At 65.7% G+C, this 19,941-nt stretch carries 17 protein-coding genes; 4 read left to right on the top strand and 13 right to left on the bottom strand.

The window, feature by feature from the left end:
• Nucleotides 1–4: 4 nt before the first annotated feature.
• Nucleotides 5–730: a GntR family transcriptional regulator gene (locus tag QO034_RS16100; RefSeq protein ID WP_284486552.1), complete on the bottom strand. Its 726-nt coding sequence runs from the start codon at nt 728–730 to the stop codon at nt 5–7.
• Nucleotides 731–968: 238 nt separating this feature from the next.
• Between QO034_RS16100 and cysK the strand changes: the two genes are divergently transcribed.
• On the top strand, nt 969–2,051 hold the full coding sequence (cysK, locus tag QO034_RS16095; protein ID WP_284486551.1) for a cysteine synthase A: 1,083 nt from the start codon (nt 969–971) through the stop codon (nt 2,049–2,051).
• A 60-nt stretch (nt 2,052–2,111) separates the two neighbouring features.
• Here cysK and QO034_RS16090 read toward each other — a convergent pair whose 3' ends face one another.
• From QO034_RS16090 to QO034_RS16060, 7 genes are all read right to left on the bottom strand, one after another.
• Nucleotides 2,112–3,245 carry a M20/M25/M40 family metallo-hydrolase gene (locus QO034_RS16090; RefSeq protein WP_284486550.1) on the bottom strand — a complete coding sequence of 378 codons (1,134 nt, stop codon included), beginning with the start codon at nt 3,243–3,245 and terminating at the stop codon, nt 2,112–2,114.
• A gap of 10 nt (nt 3,246–3,255) precedes the next feature.
• Nucleotides 3,256–4,419 carry a M20 aminoacylase family protein gene (locus QO034_RS16085; RefSeq protein WP_284486549.1) on the bottom strand — a complete coding sequence of 388 codons (1,164 nt, stop codon included), beginning with the start codon at nt 4,417–4,419 and terminating at the stop codon, nt 3,256–3,258.
• Between the two features lie 35 nt (nt 4,420–4,454).
• Nucleotides 4,455–6,086 carry an ABC transporter ATP-binding protein gene (locus tag QO034_RS16080; protein ID WP_284486548.1) on the bottom strand — a complete coding sequence of 544 codons (1,632 nt, stop codon included), beginning with the start codon at nt 6,084–6,086 and terminating at the stop codon, nt 4,455–4,457.
• A complete protein-coding gene (locus tag QO034_RS16075) occupies nt 6,083–6,973 on the bottom strand; it encodes an ABC transporter permease (protein ID WP_284486547.1) in 891 nt (296 codons plus the stop codon). The genes QO034_RS16080 and QO034_RS16075 overlap by 4 nt, the downstream gene beginning before the upstream one ends.
• On the bottom strand, nt 6,970–7,914 hold the full coding sequence (locus QO034_RS16070; protein ID WP_284486546.1) for an ABC transporter permease: 945 nt from the start codon (nt 7,912–7,914) through the stop codon (nt 6,970–6,972). The genes QO034_RS16075 and QO034_RS16070 overlap by 4 nt, the downstream gene beginning before the upstream one ends.
• Before the next feature lie 120 nt (nt 7,915–8,034).
• Nucleotides 8,035–9,648 (bottom strand): ABC transporter substrate-binding protein, encoded by a 1,614-nt coding sequence (locus QO034_RS16065; protein ID WP_284486545.1) that lies wholly within the window; start codon nt 9,646–9,648, stop codon nt 8,035–8,037.
• A 63-nt stretch (nt 9,649–9,711) separates the two neighbouring features.
• A complete protein-coding gene (locus QO034_RS16060) occupies nt 9,712–11,271 on the bottom strand; it encodes a M81 family metallopeptidase (protein ID WP_284486544.1) in 1,560 nt (519 codons plus the stop codon).
• A gap of 167 nt (nt 11,272–11,438) precedes the next feature.
• Between QO034_RS16060 and QO034_RS16055 the strand changes: the two genes are divergently transcribed.
• Complete coding sequence (locus QO034_RS16055; RefSeq protein ID WP_284486543.1) at nt 11,439–12,251, top strand: IclR family transcriptional regulator; 813 nt, start codon at nt 11,439–11,441, stop codon at nt 12,249–12,251.
• Between the two features lie 15 nt (nt 12,252–12,266).
• Nucleotides 12,267–14,591: a penicillin acylase family protein gene (locus QO034_RS16050; RefSeq protein WP_284486542.1), complete on the top strand. Its 2,325-nt coding sequence runs from the start codon at nt 12,267–12,269 to the stop codon at nt 14,589–14,591.
• A 10-nt stretch (nt 14,592–14,601) separates the two neighbouring features.
• On the opposite strand, the gene QO034_RS16045 is transcribed toward QO034_RS16050, so the two are convergent.
• The 3 genes from QO034_RS16045 to QO034_RS16035 form a co-directional block, all read right to left on the bottom strand.
• Nucleotides 14,602–15,927, bottom strand: a complete 1,326-nt coding sequence (locus QO034_RS16045) for an ArgE/DapE family deacylase (RefSeq protein WP_284486541.1) — start codon at nt 15,925–15,927, stop codon at nt 14,602–14,604.
• A 118-nt stretch (nt 15,928–16,045) separates the two neighbouring features.
• On the bottom strand, nt 16,046–17,434 hold the full coding sequence (locus QO034_RS16040; protein WP_284486540.1) for an MATE family efflux transporter: 1,389 nt from the start codon (nt 17,432–17,434) through the stop codon (nt 16,046–16,048).
• A 3-nt stretch (nt 17,435–17,437) separates the two neighbouring features.
• The gene (locus QO034_RS16035) at nt 17,438–17,950 is read right to left on the bottom strand and encodes a PaaI family thioesterase (protein ID WP_284486539.1); all 513 of its coding nucleotides are present in this window, start codon (nt 17,948–17,950) and stop codon (nt 17,438–17,440) included.
• 119 nt (nt 17,951–18,069) lie between these two features.
• On the opposite strand from QO034_RS16035, the gene QO034_RS16030 reads away from it, so the two are divergent.
• Nucleotides 18,070–18,516, top strand: coding sequence for a winged helix-turn-helix transcriptional regulator (locus QO034_RS16030; protein ID WP_284486538.1), 447 nt, complete (start codon nt 18,070–18,072; stop codon nt 18,514–18,516).
• A gap of 4 nt (nt 18,517–18,520) precedes the next feature.
• On the opposite strand, the gene QO034_RS16025 is transcribed toward QO034_RS16030, so the two are convergent.
• Together QO034_RS16025 and QO034_RS16020 are read right to left on the bottom strand one after the other, a co-directional pair.
• Entirely contained in the window at nt 18,521–19,228 is a 708-nt protein-coding gene (locus tag QO034_RS16025) for a hypothetical protein (RefSeq protein WP_284486537.1), read from the bottom strand.
• Between the two features lie 42 nt (nt 19,229–19,270).
• Nucleotides 19,271–19,729, bottom strand: a complete 459-nt coding sequence (locus QO034_RS16020) for a type II 3-dehydroquinate dehydratase (protein ID WP_284486536.1) — start codon at nt 19,727–19,729, stop codon at nt 19,271–19,273.
• Nucleotides 19,730–19,941 lie beyond the last annotated feature (212 nt).

The raw sequence follows: 19,941 nt of genomic DNA, 5'->3' as shown, positions 1-19,941 counted from the left end.
ACTGTCATTCCGCCACCAGGGCCAGGCCGGGCACTTTCGCCGCCAGGTCCGGCCCCAGTTGCATCACGTATTCCAGATTGGCGCGGGCCAGCCGGGCATGTTCGCGGGCCAGGGCTTCGGCGCGCGCGCCTTCGCGGTTTCGGATGGCGTCGAAGATCGACCGGTGCTGGCGCTGCGCCCGGCGCAGGCTGTCGCGAAAATCGGGTATCAATTCCTGCCCTTGCAGAAAGGCCGTGGGCGACGCGGCGGGCATTCGGTTCGCGCGGCCCATCTCGCGTTCGACCAGGGGCGAGGCGGGCAGCCGCGCCAACAGGTCGTGAAACTGCCCGTTCAGGTCCACGTAGGCGTCGAAATCAAGATCCCCCGCCACCGCATCGTCCAGCGCCGACAGCACGGTCTGCATTCTTTCCGCGAGATCCGGCGCGACGCCTCTTTCCGCGGCAAGGCGCGCGGCGGTGCCTTCGAGAACCCCGCGAAGTTCGATCGCATCCTTGATATCGTCCATGCTGAACTGCACGACACGGACTCCGCCGGTCCGGATCCGTTCCAGCAGGCCCTCGTCCACCAGCCGATCCATCGCCTGCCGCAAAGGCGTGCGCGACAGACCGAGCCGTTCGGCCAGCGTCGTTTCGGTGACTCGGTCCCCGCCGACGAACGTGCCGTTCAGAACCAGCGATCTCAGCTCGATCAGCGCACGGACGAATTGGGCGTTCCGTTCCTGTTGTCCCACCGCCTCCCCCACGCCAATGATGACCTTTCAACCGTATACGGTATACAAAATCTGTCAATATCCTTCGTCACTGCGCGGGTATCCGGTATTTTTTCGAATTGTGTATACAGAAACCGGGTCCACCCGGCCGGCAGCGGTACTCCCGCAAAGGCCGGCGCAAGGCGGCGCCAAGGAGCGGATTGCCGGCCGGCGGATCCATGTTCATACTCCGCCCAGAGAGCGACGAAAGGAACAGCCGATGACGACTGCGAAAACGGTCAGGACCACCAGGGGACGCGGGCAACTTTTTGACAGCGTCCTGGAGACGATCGGCAATACGCCGACGATCCGCGTCAACAACCTCGCGCCGGAGGGCGTGACGATCTATGTCAAGTTCGAGGCGTTCAACCCGGCGGGATCGGTCAAGGACCGGCTCGCGGTCAACATCATCGAGGCGGCGGAACGCGCCGGGACGCTGAAACCCGGCCAGACCGTGGTCGAAGCCACCAGCGGCAACACCGGGATCGGTCTCGCGATGGTCTGCGCCCAGAAAGGCTATCCCCTGGTGGTGACGATGGCGGAAAGCTTTTCCGTCGAACGCCGGCGCCTGATGCGGATGCTCGGGGCGAAGGTGGTGCTGACGCCGCGCGCCGAAAAGGGTTTCGGCATGTACAGGAAGGCGGTGGAGCTGGCCGAGGAACACGGCTGGTTCCTGGCGCGCCAGTTCGAGACCGAGGCCAATGCCGAGATCCATGAAAACACCACCGCGCGCGAGATCCTCGCCGATTTCGACGGCACGCGGCTGGATTACGTGGTGACCGGCTACGGCACAGGCGGGACGGTCGCCGGGATCGGACGGGTCCTGCGCAAGGAACGGCCGGAGACCAGGATCATCCTGTCCGAACCGGCCAATGCGCAGCTTGTCGGCAGCGGTCACGCGCAGGAGCGCGACCGCGACAACGCGCCGGCGGTGAGCCACCCGGCGTTCGAGCCGCACCCGATCCAGGGCTGGACCCCGGATTTCATTCCGGCGGTTCTCCAGGAGGCGCTCGATGGGGGATATCATGACGATCTGATCCCGGTGGCCGGGCAGGACGGCGTCAAGTGGGCGCGTGAACTGGCCCGCAAGGAAGGCATACTGACCGGCATTTCCGGCGGTGCGAGCTTCGCCGTGGCGATGACGGTCGCGGAAAAGGCGGAACCGGGATCGGTCATCCTGTGCATGTTGCCCGATACCGGCGAGCGTTATCTCACGACGCCGCTGTTCGAAAGCATCGCCGAGGACATGGATGACGAGGAAACCGCGATTTCGCAATCGACGCCGGGCTACCGGATGGGCTGACAGGGCGGCCATGACCGTCCGCGGTCCGGCCTTGCGACCGGGCCGGCCCCTGCCCCGTCGTCAGGTCAGCCGCATCAGCAGCGCCGCCATCATGCGCCCGCGCTCCACAAGGCTCGATACCTGGATATGTTCGTTCAGCGTGTGCAGCCCCTGCCCCCGCACGCCAAGGGAATCCAGCGTCGGGATGCCCATCGCGCCGGTGAAATTGCCATCCGACCCGCCGCCCTGGCTGCGGCCCTTCAGGTCGAAACCGAGGTCCGCGGCGATCTCTTTCGCGATCTCGAACATGGCCATGGTGCCGGGCTGGTCCGGTTTCCAGACCGGCCGGGTGACGCCGCGGGACACCTGGAACTCGACCCCGTTCACCTCGCCCTGAAGGGCCAGCATCCGGGCGATCCCGTCGTCCAGGTCTTCCTGTTTCTTGGCCATGCTGAGCGCCTCGGCCTCGCAGAGAGAGGAGACGCAGTTCACCCATTGCCCGGCATGGATGACACCGACGCTGAAGGTGCAGTCCGGGCCGGTCATCTCCTCGATCTCGATGATCTTGCGCGCCATGGCGGCGATGGCGGAACGGCCATCCGCCAGCCGCGCGCCGGCATGGCTGGGCTTGCCGACCGTGCGCAGGTTGAACCGCGCGATGGCGTAGCGCCCGATGGTCGCGCCGCCGTCCTCGGCGGCGGGTTCCGGCACGAGCACGTATTTGTTGCGCGCGGCTTCGGCTTCGATCAGTTCGCGGGTGGACGGGGTGCCGACCTCTTCATCCGGCGTGAACAGGACCGTCACCGGCAGTGGCGTCCGAAGTCCGGCGCGGATCAGTTGCCGAAGCGCCTCGACGCTGGCGAAATTGCCGCCCTTCATGTCCATGATGCCGGGGCCATAGCAGATGTCGCCATCGACCTTGAACGGCAGCACGTCCAGCGTGCCGACAGGGTGCACCGTATCCATGTGCCCGGCGATCAGGATGCCGGGAACCTTGCCCTGGTCCGGGTGCGGAAAGCGGGCGCGCAGACATCCGCCAAAGCCGAGCCGGCCGGGAATCCGTTCGATCGCGGCTTCTGCCGCCAGATCATAGGCGGCCAGATCCATCATCCGGTTCACGGCCGCCGCGTCATGGGTCGGGCTTTCGCATTCGATCCAGGGTTTCAGCCCGGCGAGCATCTCATCGGTGTCAAATGGCAGGTCCAGGGGGTTCATGTCAGTCTCCTCAGGACGCCAGGCGGCGTTCGACGATGCGGGCCATGATCGACGCGCCGACGGGCAGGATGTCCGGATCGAGGAAGAAGCTCGGATTGTGCAGGCCGGTAGTGCCGGAATGCCCGACACGGCAATAGGCGCCCGGAACCACTTTCAGCATGTCGGCGAAATCCTCGGAACCGGTGGCGGGTTCATCTGTGCGCGAGATGTTTTCCGGCCCGACGATATCGGCGGCCGCGTCCATATAGGCGTCCGACAGGTCGGCGTTGTTGTAAAGCACGTCGAAGATGTTGCGCAGATCGATGCTGATACTGACGCCATAGGCCTTGGCGTATCCATCGCACAATTCGCGCATCCGGGATTCGGCGAGGTCCCGCACCTCGTCCTTGAAATAGCGGATGGTTCCGGCCAGCTCTGCCGTGTCGGGCACCACGTTATACGCGGACCCGGCGTGCAGCTGGGTGACGGACAGGACGCAGGCGTCCAGCGGCGGGACGTTGCGCGACAGGATGGTTTGCAGACCGCCGACAAGCAGCGACGCGATCACCAGCGGATCGCGCGATTGCTGCGGCATGGCGGCATGGCTGCCCTTGCCCTTGACGGTGATGTCGAAGAAGGACGCTCCCGCCATCGCGGCGCCCTTGCAGATGCCGACCTTGCCGGGCTCTCCGCTGGGCGAATTGTGCATGCCGTAGACCTCGTCGCAGGGGAAACGGTCGAACAGGCCCGATTTCAGCATTCCGCGCGCGCCGCCCAGCCCTTCTTCGGCGGGCTGAAAGATCAGCACCGCCGTCCCGGCGAAATCACGGGTCTGGGCCAGATGTTTCGCGGCGCCCAGCAGCATCGTCGTGTGGCTGTCGTGACCGCAGGCATGCATGACGCCCGGATGGGTCGAGGAGTAGGACAGGTTGGTTTCCTCGTGAATCGGCAGCGCGTCCATGTCCGCGCGCAGCCCGATCCGGCGGCTGCCGTCACGTTTGCCCCTGATCAGGCCGACGACACCGGTTTCGGCGATCCCGGTTTCCACCTCGTCGACCCCGTATTCCCTGAGCTTGTCGGCCACGATCGCGGCGGTCCGGCGTTCCTGGAAACCGATTTCCGGATGGGCGTGCAAATCCTTGAAGATGGCGGTCAGTTCATCCGTGCTGTCCGCGATGACGGGAAGAATGGGCATGTGCTATGTCCTTGATTGTTTGGCGTGATCGATATTCAGGGCGCTTCGGCAAAGGGGCGGAAATTCGCGAAATCCCAATGGCGGCCCGGCGCCGCCGCGATCAGCGCCTTGGTGTAGTCCTGCTGCGGCGCGCCAAGCACCTGCCCGGCGGGTCCGTATTCGACCACGCGGCCATACTGCATCACCACGACGTCGTCACAGATCTGCGCCGCCACGCCAAGATCGTGGGTGATGAACAGGATCCCGAGTCCGAACCGGGCCTGCAATTCGGCCAGCAGGTCGAGAACCTGCGCCTGCACCGAAACGTCGAGCGCGGAGACCGCTTCGTCGGCCACCAGCACGTCCGGGTCCATCGCCAGGGCGCGGGCGATGGCGATCCGCTGCCGTTGTCCGCCCGAGAACTGGTGCGGAAAGCGGTCCACCGCGCTGGCGGGCAGGCCCACCAGTTCCAGCAATTCGCGGGCGCGGGTCATGGCCTTGTTTCTGGGCACTCCGAAATTCAGCGGTCCCTCGATGATCGATTCCCCGACTTCGATCCGCGGGTTCAGCGACCTCATCGGGTCCTGGAACACGATCTGGATGTTCTTGCGCTGCGGTTTCAGATCCTTCTGGCTGAGCGTCGCAATATCCTTGCCGCCCACCTTGATGCTGCCCGACGTCGGGTCGATCAGCCGCATGATGCAGCGCGCGACGGTGGACTTTCCAGAGCCGCTTTCGCCGACGATGCCGAGGGTGCGGCCCTTCAGCAGCGAAAGGCTCACATCCTGCGCCGCCATCACCTCGCGGGCGCGGAAGAACAGGCCGCCGCCGCCATAGGTCTTGCAGAGTTTGTCCGTGTCCAGGACGATTTCATCCGTCGCCACGGATCGCGCCGGCCGGGGAACCTGACTGGGAACGGACCGCAACAGATCGCGGGTATAGTCGGTCTGCGGATGCCGCAAGAGATTGTCGACACTCTGGGTTTCCATCACCTCGCCCAGCTTCAGCACGGTCACGTCATCGGCGATTTCCGAAACCACGCCCATGTCGTGGGTGATGAACAGAACCGCCGTGCCTTGCTCTTCGCGCAACTCCCGGATCAGCTTCAGGATTTGCGCCTGCGTGGTCACATCCAGCGCGGTGGTCGGTTCGTCCGCGATCAGAAGCTGCGGCCGCATGATCAGCGCCATGGCGATCATGATGCGCTGGCGCTGCCCGCCCGACAGTTGGTGCGGATAGCTCTTGTAGAGTTTCTCGATGTCCGGCAGATGCACCGCCTCCATCATTTCGAGCACCCGCCGGCGGCGTTCGGATTGCGACAGGTCGCTGTGGAATTCGAGCACTTCCTCGATCTGCTGACCGACACGGGCGACCGGGTTCAGGGCGGTCATCGGTTCCTGGAAGATCATCGACATGGCCGTTGCGCGCAGGGTGCGCATGCGCGCGGGCGTCGCGGTCAGCATGTCTTCGCCCTTCAGGACGATGGAACCGGCGATGGGCGACAGCACCTTGGGCAAGAGACCCATGGTGGCGAGCGCGGTCAGGGATTTGCCCGACCCGCTTTCGCCGACGAGGCACATCGTCTGGCCCGGCTCGATCTTCAGGTTCAGCCCTTTGACGACCTGGCTATCCTCGTTGCCGTTCAGCGCGATGCGCAGGTTGCTGATGTCCAGAACCCTGTCACTCATCGGTCGATTCCCCGTTGCGCCATGCGGGGATCGAGCGCGTCGCGCACCGCATCCCCGAGAAGGTTGATGGAAAGGATCGCCACCGACACCACGAGTCCGGGCCAAAGCACGATTCCGGGGTTGATCTGGAAATAGATCCGGCCCTCGGCCATGATGTTGCCCCAGGACGGGGTTTCCGGATTTATCCCGGCGCCGAGGAACGACAGGATCGCCTCGGTCAGGATCGCGGAGGCGCAGATATAGGTGCCCTGAATGATCAGCGGCGCGACGGTGTTGGGAACCAGGTGGCGGCGCATGATCAGCCAGGTGGACGATCCGGCGGCGATGGCGGCTTCCACATAGGGTTCTTCCCGCGCCGACAGGACCACGGAGCGGACAAGGCGCACGACGCGCGGGACTTCGGGAATTGTGATCGCGAAGAGCACCGTCCAGAGGCTCGCGCCCCAGAGCGACACGATGGCAATGGCCAGCAGCACGTTGGGAATCGCCATCAGCCCGTCGACCATGCGCATCAAAAGCGCATCCATCCAGCGGATGTACCCCGCCAGAAGTCCCAGAAGCAGGCCCGCCGCCACAGCCGCAATCGCCGCGCCGACCCCGATGACCAGCGAAATCCGCCCGCCGGTGATGATGCGCGAAAACAGGTCCCTGCCAAACGCATCGGTGCCCAGCCAGTATTCTTCGTTAGGCGGCTTCAACCGGACTGACGGCGTCAGGCGCACCGGATCATGCGGCACGATCCATGGCGCGAAGATCGCCGCCAGTACGATGATCGCCAGCAGGGCCGTGGCCACCATGACGATGGGGCTTGAAAGCACGATGTCGCGCACCTTGGCAAAGGGCGAAATCGTCTCGCGCGGGGCGACTGTTGTGGTCTGACCGGTCATGAGTAACGGATCCTTGGGTCAAGCAGCACATAGGCGATGTCGATCAGCAGGTTGATCACCACGTAAATCAGCGACGCCAGCAGGATCACCGCCTGGATCACCGGGTAATCGCGCGCCAGCACCGCATCCACGGTCAGGCGCCCCAGCCCCGGCAGGTTGAACACGCTTTCCGTCACCACCACGCCCGAGATGATCAGGGCAAATCCGATGCCGATCACCGTGATGATCGGCACCGAACAGTTGCGCAGCGCGTGGCGCATCAGCACCCGGCTTTCCGGCAGCCCCTTGGCGCGGGCGGTGCGGATGTAATCGTCGCCGAGGATTTCCAGCATCGACGTGCGGGTGATCCGCGCGATCAGCGCGATATACAGGAGCGTCAGCGTGAAAGTGGGCAGCGCGATCCGTTGCAGGAACGGCCCCAGCCCGTCGCCGATGGGCCGGAACCCCTGAACCGGGAACCAGTTCAGCTGCATCGAAAAGAGAGAGATCATGAGATAGCCGATCACGAAGACCGGCACGGAAAATCCGACGACCGACAGAAGCATGACGAAACGGTCGATCAGCGTGCCGTGCTTCCAGGCGGCGATGACGCCAAGCGGCACGGCAATGACGACCGACAGGATGATGGTGGTCAGCGCCAGGCTGATCGTCGGCTCCATCCGGGCCTGGATCAGTTCGATCACCGGCTTGCCCGACAGGATCGAAGTGCCGAAATCGCCTTGGAGCAGCTGTCCGATCCAGTTGAAGAACTGGACGAAGAACGGATCGTTCAACCCCAGCGAATCCCGGATCGCTTCGAGCTGTTCGGGGGTCGCGGTATCGCCGGCGATGATCGCCGCCGGATCGCCCGGCGTGAGCCGCAGCAGCAGGAAAACAAAAAGGGCGACGAAACCCATGACAGGTATGGCTGCCAGCAGGCGTTGCAGGATGTAACCAAACATGAAGGATCCTTTCAGGTTTTCCGACTGCCCGTGCGCCGCGCCTCCTCCTGACCGGGGCGGCCTTGCGTCGTCAGAGATCCGGTCCCGCGCGAGGAAGCGCGGGGCCGGACGGGCGTTCGATTACTTCGAGATGTTCCAGAAGAACGGCGCGGGACCGTCCAGAACGCCTTCGAGGGCGGCGGACCATGCCGTCGGCACGAAATACTGCCCGATGGGTGCATAGACGCCTTCTTCATAGGCGACTTTCTGGATCTCCTCTGCCAGTTTCTTCTGTTCGTCGAGCGACGGCGAGGTGGCGTAGGCCATGCGCAGTTCCTCGAGCTTCGGAACGTCCGGCCAGCCGAACCAGCCGCCTTCGGGGCCCTTGCCGTTGACCATATTGTTGACCAGCGGGTTGAACACGTCCGCACCGACCCAGTTGGTCATGAACATGTTCCAGCCGCCCTCTCCGATCGGCGCCTGGCTGGCCCGGCGTCCGACCAGCGTCTGCCAGTCCATCGCCTGCAGATCGACCTCGAACCCGACATCGCGCATGGCCTGCGCCACGACGACCGGCTGGGTGCGCAGGGTGCCCACGTCTGTCGGGTGCATGATGACGATGGGCGTGCCGTCATAGCCGGCTTCCTTCAGCAGTTCCCTGGCCAAGTCCTTGCCGTTGCCTTCGGTCAGGGTTTCAGAGCCGACATCGGAAGCCAGCGGCGTGTCGCAGACGAACATCGCGCCGCAAAGCTTGTAAAGTTCGGGATTGCCGACCAGCGCGTCCAGAACGTCTTTCTGGTAAACCGAGGCGATCGCCGCCTTGCGGATCAGCGGATTGTCCATCGGCGGGTGCAGCGCATTGGGCCGCATGATGGTCTGGTATCCCAGCTTGTTGAGGTTGCGCACCACCATTTCGTCATTCGCGGCGAGGATCGGCAGCAGATCGGAGGGCGGGCTTTCCCAATAGTCGATCTCGCCCGCCAGCAGGGCGTTGAGCGCGGTCTGGTCGTCGGGCATCACCACCCATTCGACGCGATCGACCTTGACCACCTTGCCGCCCGAAGCCCAGCTTGGCGGCTCGTCGCGCGGCACGTAATCCTCGAACTTGGCGTAGACGGCTTTCACGCCGGGCTGGAATTCGTCGGCCACCCATGTGAACGGGCCGGAGCCGATCTGTTCCGGGATCGGTTCGGTCGACGGCGTTTCGGCCAGCCGCTTGGGCATGATGAACGGCACGTTGGACGACGGTTTGGCGAGACTGTCGATCACCAGACCATAGGGTTTCTTGAGCGTCATGACAAAGACGTTGTCCCCGTCCTGGCCCATGCTTTCCACAAAGCTCATGAGGACCTGCCCCATGCCGTCGCGTTCGCCCCAGCGTGCGATCGACGCGGCGACGTCTTCGCCCGTCACCGGCGCGCCGTCATGGAATTTCAGACCTTCGCGCAGGGTGAACCGGTAGGTCAGGCCGTCGTCGGACACCGTGTGGCTTTCGACCATCTGCGGCTGCGGCACCAGGTCGCTGTCCAGCGCATAAAGCGTGTCAAACACCATGTAGCCGTGGTTGCGGCTCATGTAGGCCGTGGTCATGATCGGGTCCAGCACCCGCAGCGCCGAATGTTTCACCGCGACCAGCGTCTGCGCGCTGAGCGGGCCGGCGACGGCGGCCAGACCCGCCAGCGTGGCGCTGAACAGGGTGCCGCGCAGGGCGCGCCGCACGCTGTTCGGCTTTGGTTTCAAGTTGGACAGGCTCATTATGGTCTCCCGTTGGTTGCGAAGTGGATGCGCCGGGCTTTTCGCCCTGTTCTGCGGCGCGGGTTATGAATGGATCGTGGCTCTCTCGTGGTCGTGGCGGTCCCGCGGTGTTGCCGATCCGTCCGGTGGCGCAAAGGCGCGTCCCAGCGGTTCCAGCCGGATGCCGGGTTCCAGGTTTCTGAACGGCAGGCTGGCCGGGCTGACCGGCATCGGGCCAGGCGCGACGCAGGTCAGTATGGTTTCCGCGATCGGATCGAAATCGGCGCGGAAATGCACGGAACTCTTGTTGACAAGTATCGCCTGTTCGGTCGGTTCGATGCCGACGAAACGATACATCTCCTGGTCCGCCATCTGCGCCTTGTGGGTGGTCACGACGACACGCACGTCACCGATCCGCAGGCAGGCCGACGGGCCCAGGTCCAGCGGCGCGCCGCCATAGAAAGGACCCGACGCGACCAGCTTGCCGTCCGACAGGCTTTCGACGACGAAACGCGCGCGATAGGGTGTGTCGCCGGGCACGGCGGAAAACCCGCCGAGATCGATCTCGATCTCCGCACCGGCGCCCGCCGCATGGGCCGCGGCCGCGGCCGTCGGGTCGACCATGTTGCCGAGGGCTGCGCGCCGGGCCGAATTGCGCACCAGCGCGCGCAGCATTCCGGTGGTGTTGGAATCCCCGCCCGCGCCGGGATTGTCCTGGGTATCCGCCAGAACCACCGGGCGCGTGGCGCTTTGCGCGATTCGCATCGCCTCCTGCACGCCCTCGTCCGGCCCGAAGGTCCTGCCGGCAAAGGCCGGTTCGGCGGCTAGGACCGCCTGTTCGATGGCGTCGGCGGCCGCATCCGCCGCCGCGGTGTCGCCATAGCAGATCACCGTCGGGCCGCAGCCGGGAAAATCCGCGGCCGGAAAGCCGAAGAAGAACGACGTGCTGCTGACCGCGCCGGATTCCAGGCTTCCCACCAGGTCGTAGATGCCGCGCGCAGGGTCCGTCCGGGTGCTTTGCCACGCGATCGGCACCAGAAATGGCAATCTGCGGAACGCCTTGGCGAAGGGCGCGCCGCGCTGCATCAGCCGGGCCAGCTGTTCCGCGGCGCGGGTGCCGGTATCGGCCATGTCGACATGCGGATAGGTGCGGAACCCAACGAGCACGTCGGCGGCCTCGACCATTTCGGCGGTGATGTTGCCGTGCAGGTCGAGCGCGGCGGCAATGCGCACGTCGGGCCCGACCGCGGCCCGCACCCGCGTCAGCAGCGCGCCCTCGCCGTCGTCCAGATGGTCGGCCACCATCGCGCCATGCAGGTCCAGGAACACGCCGTCCAGGTCTCCGGCGGCGGCAATGCCTGCAATTATCTCGTCCGTGATGCTTTCATAGGCATCCCGCGTCACATGAGCCGACGGAATCGCCCCGGCCCAGAGCACCGGCACCATGTCCCAGCCCTGCGTTTCGCCGAAGTCCAGCGCCCCGCCGATTCCCAGATTGATGCCCTTGGCCCGTTCGATCATCTCGGGGCCGCGCGCCATCGGCATGTAGCCCCCGCCCTGGATGAAGTCCTGCAACCGCGCGCGGGTCGGTGCAAACGTGTTGGTTTCGTGCAGAAAGCCGGCAAACGCGACCCGGAATGTCATCAATCGGTCCCTGTCTGGTCCTTGCCCCCCGCTGACCGGATCAGCGGCCGGGCATTCCCCGTTGCATCGCAATTGTATTGTCATGCAATATAACTGCATCGTAGAAAAATTTTAAAGTCACGCTTTGTGGCAAGTCAACCATGTTGCTTCCTTCGTTGGAGACGCCAATGTTCAGAAACACGACACGGGCCGAACCCGGTCTGCGGGAACGGACGCGGCAACAGCGCGGGGATTCGCTTTTCGTCCAATCGGTCGAACGGGCGATGCAGGTCCTGTCGGCGTTTCACTATGCGGACGGGCCGCTGACCCTGTCGGATATCGCGCAGCGGGCGGGCGTCGACCGCAGCGCGGCGCAGCGCATGGTCCACACCTTGCGCGCCCTGGGGTATATCCGCCGCGACGCGGACGCGCATGGATTTCTGCCGGGCATCCGCATTCTCGATCACACGCTGGATGCGTTGCGCCTCGATCCGCTCGTGCGCCGGGCGACGCCGGTGTTGCAGGAATTGCGCAGATCCGTCCGGGAACGCATCGACCTGTCGCTTTTCGACGATCTGCGCGTGGTCTATGCCGTGCGCCTGCAAACCAAGCACCAGACCCTGAACAGCTCGCTCGTGGGTCACAGCGTTCCGACCTTCTGCACCTCTGGCGGATGGGCGATCCTGTCCAAGCTGCCGGAAGACACCGTGCGCGGCATCCTGGAACGTTCGGACCGCACGCCGTTCACGCCGCATACGATCACCGATCCCGAGGCGATTCTGGACAAGGTGGCGGAAACCCGCGCGAACGGGTATTCGCTCGCCCTGAACCAGATTCTGATCGGCGAGATCGCCGCCGGATTTCCGGTGCTCGATACCGATGGGCGTCCCGTCGCCGCCGTCCACATCGCCGCCTCGCTCGCGGATTGGACGCCGGAAGACTACGCCGCCCGCATCGTGCCGCTGGGCCAGGAAGCCGCCCGCGCCATCAGCCAGTATTGAGAGGAAGCCCAGACGATGACCCGCCTTGACGTTCCGGGCCTTGCGGCCCCCGCCAGCATTTCCGTGGACACCTGGGGCATGGCGCATATCCGCGCCGAAAGCACCCGCGACGCGTTTTTCGTGCAGGGTCTGAACGCGGCGCGGGACCGGCTGTGGCAGATCGATCTCTGGCGCAAGCGCGGCCTCGGGCTTCTGGCCGCCGATTTCGGTCCCGGCTACCTGATGCAGGATCGCGCGGCGCGGCTGTTTCTCTATCGCGGCGACATGGCGCCGGAATGGGCGGCCTATGGCGCGGATTCCGAAATGATCTGCACCGCCTTTGCCGAAGGGATCAACGCCGGGATCGACCTGGTCAGGGCGGGCCGCCTGCCCCTGCCGCCGGAATTCACGGCACTTGGCACCGAGCCCGCCCATTGGCGCCCGGAGGACGTGGTGCGAATCCGTACCCACTGCCTGACCCGCAATGCCGGCTCCGAACTGGCCCGCGCGCGGGTGCAGGCGCTTGCGGACCCGGATGTCGACCTGCTGCGCGGCCCGCTGTCGCCACCCGTGCCCGATACGGAATGGCAGGCGAACAGTCCTATCGATCTTCCCGATACCGCGCTGGACGTGTTCCAGCTCGCGACCGCGCCGGTCACCTTCTCGCCCGAACGGCTCGCCGCGACGCTTGACGATGCCCCACGCTGGGCCACGGTCGACGGGCGCAAGACGGTGCAGCCGCTGCCGCCGTCGATGGAAGGCTCCAACAACTGGGCCATCGCGCCCGGCCTGACGGAAACCGGCCGCGCGATCATGGCCAGCGATCCGCATCGCCTGCACGCCGCGCCATCGCTGCGCTACATGGTGCACCTGAGCGCGCCGCAGATGGACGTTATCGGGGCGGGCGAACCGTCGTCGCCCGGCGTGGTGATCGGGCATAACGGCAAGGCGGCGTTCAGCCTCACCATCTTCTGCGCCGACCAGGAAGACGTGATGGTGCACGAGACCCGGCCGGGCAATCCGCAGGACTACCGCCACGACGGCGGCTGGGAAGAAATGATCCGGGTGGATGAAACCTTTGCCGTCAAGGGCGCCCCCGACCAGGTCCTGCCGCTGTTCTTCACCCGCTACGGGCCGGTCGTGCACGAAGATCCCGCGCGGCGGGTGGCGGTGTCGATCCGCACGGTTTTCACCGATCCGGGCACCGCGCCCTACATGTGCAGCCTGAAATCCATGCGCAGCGAAACCCTTGGCGATTTCCGCGACTCCGTCAAAAGCTGGGGCGCGCCGTCGGTCAACCTGGTCTATGCCGATACCGATGGCGATATCTGCTGGCAAGCGGCGGCCTATATTCCGCGCCGCAACGGGTGGCGCGGACTGGCGCCGGTGCCGGGCGATGGCCGGTTCGGGTGGCAGGGCTACGTCACAGCCGAAGACCTGCCCGCGATCGTGAACCCGGCCTGCGGTTTCGTGCATTCGGCGAATGAAATGAATGTGCCCGAAACCTGGGATCACGACGCCCTGCCCATCGGCCATGAATGGTTCGAAGACGGCCGCGCCGACCGCATCGCCGAGGTCATAGGCGCCGGCGGCGCTGTCGGGATCACCGAGAATTGCGGGTTGCAGACCGACACCGTTTCAACTCTGGCGGCACGGCTGGCGGCGCTGGTTCCGGACAGCGCGCCCGGCGGGGCCCGCGCCCTGCTGGCGGGCTGGACCGGGAATTCGGATGCCGGGTCCGCCCCGGCCCTGCTGTTCGAACTCTGGTTTTCCTGCCACCTGCGGCCGGCCCTGCTGGCCCGCGTGGCTCCGGACAGCGACCTGCGCAAGGTCCTGATCCCCGGCAGCCCGCCGACCGTGGTCCGCCTGTTCGAAGGCGCACACCCGGCGCTGGCCGACAAGGCCGGTCTGGCGGACCCCGGCGCGCGCGATGCGTTCCTGACCGAAACCCTCTCCGCCGCATGGGCCGACGCGGTCGCCCGCTTTGGCGCGGACCCGGACTCCTGGCGCTGGGGCGACCTGCACAAGGGGTATTTCGACCATGCCCTCGGCGGGGTTCTGCCGGATGCCGACGTGGGGCCGCTGGACATGGGTGGCAGCAGCACCACGGTGATGATGGCGCATTACGAAGCCAGCGATTTCCATGTCCGAAACGGCGCGTCGGTCCGCATGGTCGTCGATGTCGGAGCCTGGGACAACAGCGTCTGGATCAACGCGCCGGGGCAGTCGGGAATTCCCGGCAATCCGCACTATGCCGATCTCGCGCCGCTCTGGGCCAGGGGCGACTATGTGCCGATGCTTTTCAGCGCCGATGCGGTGGACAAGGCGACCGAAACCAGAATCGATCTGCACCCGGCCTGAGACCGGCCCGTCACGCCGGTTTCGGGTTCAACCCGCACCACTGGGCGATGAACAATGCCAGCACGACCGTCAGATCGCGCACGGACGCGAGGTCCACGCGTTCGTCGAACCCGTGGATATTCTCGGCGCGCGGGCCGATGCAGAAAGCGGGGACACCGTAGTAAAGCCCGTAGAACCGCGTATCGGTCAGCGCGGTCATCTTGTTTTCACGCAGTTTTTCGCCCGGACCGAACACCTGTTCATAGGCGCTCTGCATGACCGCGAGCGCCGGATCGGCGTCCTCGCCCAGCACATAGCCTTCGGCCTGAAAGCCGTTCCAGATCACCTCCGGCGGGTTGTTGGACAGGAACGGGTGATCGCGCGAAGCCCTCGCCACGCAGGCCGCGATCTCGGCCTTGGCGGTTTCGAGATCCTGCCCCGGCAACACGCCCATCCGGCAATCCACGTCGCACCAGGCCGGCACGCTCGACGCCCAGTCGCCGCCACTGATCTTGCCGGCGTTGAAATTCAGCGGGTGCGGAACGTCTCCATACTCCGGATGCCCGGCGGCGCGGGCGTTCCAGTCGGCTTCCAGGTCCTGCAAGGCGCGGATCACGTCGTAGCTGGCCATGATCGCGTTGGACCCATCGCCCGCCACGGCCACATGCACCGGCCGTCCCCGCACCCGCAGCCGGAACCAGAGCACGCCGATCTGGGCGCGGTTGATCTGGAATCCCGACGGTTCCGGCAGCACCGCCACATCGGCGCGATACCCCCGCTGAAGGGTCGACAATGCGCCGAGACCGGTGCTTTCCTCTTCGATCACCGACTGGAAATGCACCGTCGCGGCGGGTTCGAACCCGGCGCGCCCCAGCGCATCCAGCGCGAACAGCGCCGCCACCGTGCCGGATTTCATGTCGCCCGCGCCGCGCCCGTGCATCCAGCCGTCCCGGATCACCGGCTCAAACGGCGGGTCCGTCCACATCTCTGCCGGTCCCGGCGGCACCACGTCCAGATGCCCTTGCAGGATCAGCGACCGCCCCCTGGTTTCGGTGGGATAAAAGCTGCCCACCACGCTGCGGGCACGCGAGAAATCCCCGTCGATCGGGCCGAATCCCGGCAGATGCTCCAGATCCGACAGATCGATCGTCCAGTCGTCCACCTTGTAGCCGCGCCCGCGCAGGGCGGCGGCGATGAAGTCCTGCGCCGGACCTTCCTGGAAACGGACGCTGGGAATGCGCACGAAATCGGCCAGAAACGCGACCTGATCATCAAAACCCGCCTGCACCGCCGCGGTGATCTTTTCCACGGTCCGGGAACTGGGTTTGTGAAGAGAGTCCTTGGCGGTGCGGGTCATCCGGGACATTCCTTGTCTGGTATGGCCCGCGCACTCTGCAAAGCGCGTCAAGTGGCGTCAATCGCTGATCGGCGGCGGATATTTTCGACCGATCTTGCACCATTGGGCGGGGCCGCTGCTATCTCCACCTTGTCAGGATCAGCGAGACGGGGATGAACAGGCCGTAGATGAACATCCCGGCGGCGATGGCGGTGAAAACGGCCTGGACCCCGAGATCGGTGACCTGGGTCAGCAACAGCGTGCCACCGAAAGCGACCGCCATCCGGACCACCCCGCCGAGGAACGGCCACATCATCCGGCCCGCGCCCTGGCTGGCAAAGTAGAGCGCAAGCCCGACGGCGAAGAACCCATAGAACGGCGCGACGATGCGGAAGTACGACCGGCCCGCGGCCAGCGCGGCGGCGTCTTCGGGCGCGAGGAACATCCGCAGCCACAGGTCCGGCGCCAGCGCGACGATCAGGCCGATCGCGCCGACAATCCCCGCCGCGGCCAGCGACCCTGTCCAGGCCACGGCCAGGGCGCGCCGGGTCTGGCCCGCGCCGATATTGGCCCCCACCATCGCGGTCATCGCCGCGCCGATGCCGAAGACGACGGGAATCATCAGAAATTCCAGCCGGGCGCCAAGCCCGTAGCCCGCCAGAGCGTCCTGGCCATGGCGGCCCACCGCGCCGACCATCAGCACGATCGTCAGGATCGTCAGGACCGAATTGGCCGACGCCACAAGACCGACATGGAGAATGTCTGTGAACATCCGGGCGCGCAGCCGGACGCGGGTCACGACAAGCCCCGCCCGGCCCGACAACAGATAGGCCAGCGCCAGAACCGCCCCGAAACCATGCGCCACCACCGTGCCAAGCGCCAGACCGCCCATCCCGAGCGCCGGCAGCCGCCCCCAGCCAAGCGCCATCGCTCCGGCCATGGGGATGGCCACAAGGGACACGCACAACAGCACCGAAGAGGCGAACATCATGCCGCCGCTGCCGCGAATGATGCTGAGGGTCGAATGACAGAGCCAGATCGCGATGCAGCCGGGAAAGAAGACGCCGGCATAGGCCAGCGCGGACTCGGCGGCCGGGCCCGATCCGCCCAGCAGTTCGAAGATGCCGCGCGCCCAGAGGCCCATCAACAGGAACGACCCGAGCGCCATCAACCCGGCGATGATCCAGGCGGCCAGCATTATTCCGCCGGTGCGTGCCAGATCGTTCGCCCCGAGCGCACGGGCCACCGAGGATGAGATCGCCCCGCCCATGGCCCCGGCGGCCAGCATCTGCGTCAGCATGACCAGCGGGAACACCAGCGCCAGACCCGCCAGCGCCTGCACCCCCAGGCGGGCGGCGAACACGCCTTCGGCGATGGTCATCAGCGCCTGCACGACCATGGCGAGCACGTTGGGCGCCGCCAGCCTTGCCAGGGTCGGACCGATCGGTCCCTCGAGCATGGGGCGGGTCCGGGCCTCGCGGGCCGCCGCGGCCATCCGGATCCGGTCTGGGGCAAGGGCCGCGGTCATGGCTCAGGCCTTCGCGTCGGCAAGGGCGAACAGGAAGCAGGTGGTCGATCCGTGCGCATAAAGCTTTCCGTCGCGCAACCCGACCAGCCGGCCTTCGGCGGTCGCCATGCGCTGACCGCGATGGATCACGCTGCCTTCCGCCCGCAGCGGTCCGCCGTCGGGCAGGATCGCGCGCGTATAGTTGATCTTCAGCTCGGCGGTGGTGAACCCCCACCCCGCGTCCAGCGTGGTGTGGACCGCCATGCCCATCGAGGAATCCAGCGCCGTCGCCGCGAATCCGCCATGGACAAAGCCCATCGGGTTCAACAGGAAATCGCCCGGCTCGCAATCGAACGCCACTTCGCCAACAGCCAGTTCGCAGGGCGGCGACATGCCCATGGTCGCCAGGATAGACGGCGGCGCGCCGATCTGGCCCGCCACCAGCGCCTGCATGTAGTCCAGCCCGGACAGCCGCATCGCGGCGGCGGGATCGAAGGTCGCGGTGATGTAATCATAGCTGCGCGTGTGTTTGGTCATGGCTTCCGGTCCTTCTGCGGTTTCCGTTCTCACGGCTTTCATGTATTGAGTTCTATTATGGAACGCACTATCACTAAGTTCTATTTTGGAACCTGTCAACTCCGGAGTATGATGCCCCCATGAAATGGGATGAACTGAAACATGAAGACTGCCCCGTCGCCCGTGGGCTTTCGGTGATCGGCGATCGCTGGACCATGCTCGTGCTGCGTGACTGTTTCCTGGGAATCAGGCGATTCGATCAGATCCAGGCCCGTCTCGGCATCACCCGGCATGTGCTGGCGGACCGTCTGCGCAAGCTCGAAGCCGAAAACGTCCTGCGCCGCGAACAGTATCAGGACAGGCCGGCGCGGTTCGAATACCGGCTGACCGACAAGGGCAAGGCGCTGTATCCGGTGCTGGTGTCCCTGATCGCCTGGTCCGAACAGAACGTGCCCGCGGAAGGCGAATCCGGCATTTCCCTGCTGTCGCGCGAAACCGGCGAGAAACTGCGCCCGGTTCTGACCGACGCGGCGACCGGCAAGCCCATCACCCATCGCAGCGTGACCGTCCGCGTGAAGGGCGGCTGAGGCTTCAGTCTGCGGTGGCCGCCCGCGGGCGGTTGCGCGCGGCTTCGTCCCCGGTGGCGGTATAGTGCAGGCGATAGGACCCGGACCTGATCGCCGCCGCCGCGCCATGGTCCCGTAAGCGTTCGGGCGTCAGGTGTTCCGCCGCGCAGAGGTCCAGCGCGGCGGCGTCATAGCCGGTGGTGAACACCAGCCAGGGCATGGGGTCGTCGGCTCCGCGCAGCGACTGTTCCCGTGTCATCGGCGGCCGGGGTCCCGGTTGCAGCAGATGCGCGCCGACCATGCCCCGCCGCGCGGCCATGGCCGGCAGGACGCTGCGCGACAGCCATTGCGTCATTCGGGCCTCTGCACCTTCCTCCGGGGCAAAACGCAGCACGGCAGCCGCCGACCCGAAGCCGAAACCGCAACTTGCGGTTATGCGGCAAAATCCGCGGGTCATGCCCCGAAACCGCGGCATCATCCTTTGCGTCCAGGCGGTCGGGTTGTTCAGCCTGTCCAGATAGCCGGCCGACTCCGCGACCCCGGTATCGGTGACGTCGTAGATCACGAAGTAACGGGGGCCGCCGCCGGTAGACACCCAGCGCGTGGCGCGCAGGAAACCGGGAACGCTCAGGCGCTCGTGGAAATGTTCGACGCTGTGCCAGTCGTCGTGGTCGGCCACATCGCCCTGGATATCGTAGAACAACACCATCGCGGCATCGCTGAGCAGAGCCATGTCAGTTCCTCCAGGAGGTCCGGACATCGCCGGACCCGACGGTCAAAGACTGCGTCCCGGCCACGCCGGATCCGCGACCATCTCGCACAGAAGCCGCACCGCGTGGCCATAGCCGCGCGCCCCTGCCCCGGCCATCACCACGGTCGCGACGCCCGACACCAGCGACGTGTGATACATCGGTTCGCGCTTGTGGATATTGGAGATATGATACTCGATCATCGGGAACGGATACATCTTGAGCGCGTCCATGACCGCCATCGAATAGAAGGTGAAGGCCGCCGGGTTGATCAGTAATGCGCAGGACTCGTCGATGGCCTCGTGAATCCAGTCGATCATCTGACGTTCCGAATTGGTCTGGCGGAACACCAGCGGCCTGTCTCCTGCCGCGTCCATGCACAGCGTCTCGATCTCCGCCAGGGTCGTGTGGCCGTAAATGTGCGGTTCGCGCAGACCCAGACGATTCAGGTTCGGTCCGTTCAGGACATGGATTGGTCTGGTCATGGGGCGGTTTTCCTATGTAGCCGGACAAGCGTGGCGGGGCCAAGGGTGGATCGGAACGTGGCCACCGGGCAGGGAAACCCCTGCGTTCGGCCCTGGCTTCCTTCCCGACGCCACAACTCGTGAAATAGTTGCCGGATCCGAATTCCGTCAAGGATTTCCGAGACGCCCCCGACCGGCGCGCGGAATGAATATGCGGGCCACGGGCAATGGTT

This window comes from Sedimentitalea xiamensis, assembly GCF_030164465.1.
GTDB classification, from domain to species: Bacteria; Pseudomonadota; Alphaproteobacteria; order Rhodobacterales; family Rhodobacteraceae; genus Sedimentitalea; species Sedimentitalea xiamensis.
The sequence above is the reverse complement of the archived record's forward strand: the minus strand, read 5'-3'. Positions and strand labels throughout refer to the sequence as shown.

Excerpts from the sequence above, each read along its gene's own strand:
- QO034_RS16085 (WP_284486549.1), bottom strand. The coding sequence starts at position 4,419 with ATGCCCATTCTTCCCGTCATCGCGGACAGCACGGATGAACTGACCGCC.
- QO034_RS16020 (WP_284486536.1), bottom strand. The coding sequence starts at position 19,729 with ATGACCAGACCAATCCATGTCCTGAACGGACCGAACCTGAATCGTCTG.
- QO034_RS16055 (WP_284486543.1), top strand. The coding sequence starts at position 11,439 with ATGTTCAGAAACACGACACGGGCCGAACCCGGTCTGCGGGAACGGACG.
- QO034_RS16080 (WP_284486548.1), bottom strand. The coding sequence starts at position 6,086 with ATGAGTGACAGGGTTCTGGACATCAGCAACCTGCGCATCGCGCTGAAC.
- QO034_RS16045 (WP_284486541.1), bottom strand. The coding sequence starts at position 15,927 with ATGACCCGCACCGCCAAGGACTCTCTTCACAAACCCAGTTCCCGGACC.
- QO034_RS16065 (WP_284486545.1), bottom strand. The coding sequence starts at position 9,648 with ATGAGCCTGTCCAACTTGAAACCAAAGCCGAACAGCGTGCGGCGCGCC.
- QO034_RS16035 (WP_284486539.1), bottom strand. The coding sequence starts at position 17,950 with ATGACCAAACACACGCGCAGCTATGATTACATCACCGCGACCTTCGAT.
- QO034_RS16070 (WP_284486546.1), bottom strand. The coding sequence starts at position 7,914 with ATGTTTGGTTACATCCTGCAACGCCTGCTGGCAGCCATACCTGTCATG.
- QO034_RS16030 (WP_284486538.1), top strand. The coding sequence starts at position 18,070 with ATGAAATGGGATGAACTGAAACATGAAGACTGCCCCGTCGCCCGTGGG.
- QO034_RS16060 (WP_284486544.1), bottom strand. The coding sequence starts at position 11,271 with ATGACATTCCGGGTCGCGTTTGCCGGCTTTCTGCACGAAACCAACACG.
- QO034_RS16090 (WP_284486550.1), bottom strand. The coding sequence starts at position 3,245 with ATGAACCCCCTGGACCTGCCATTTGACACCGATGAGATGCTCGCCGGG.
- QO034_RS16050 (WP_284486542.1), top strand. The coding sequence starts at position 12,267 with ATGACCCGCCTTGACGTTCCGGGCCTTGCGGCCCCCGCCAGCATTTCC.
- cysK (WP_284486551.1), top strand. The coding sequence starts at position 969 with ATGACGACTGCGAAAACGGTCAGGACCACCAGGGGACGCGGGCAACTT.
- QO034_RS16075 (WP_284486547.1), bottom strand. The coding sequence starts at position 6,973 with ATGACCGGTCAGACCACAACAGTCGCCCCGCGCGAGACGATTTCGCCC.
- QO034_RS16040 (WP_284486540.1), bottom strand. The coding sequence starts at position 17,434 with ATGACCGCGGCCCTTGCCCCAGACCGGATCCGGATGGCCGCGGCGGCC.
- QO034_RS16025 (WP_284486537.1), bottom strand. The coding sequence starts at position 19,228 with ATGGCTCTGCTCAGCGATGCCGCGATGGTGTTGTTCTACGATATCCAG.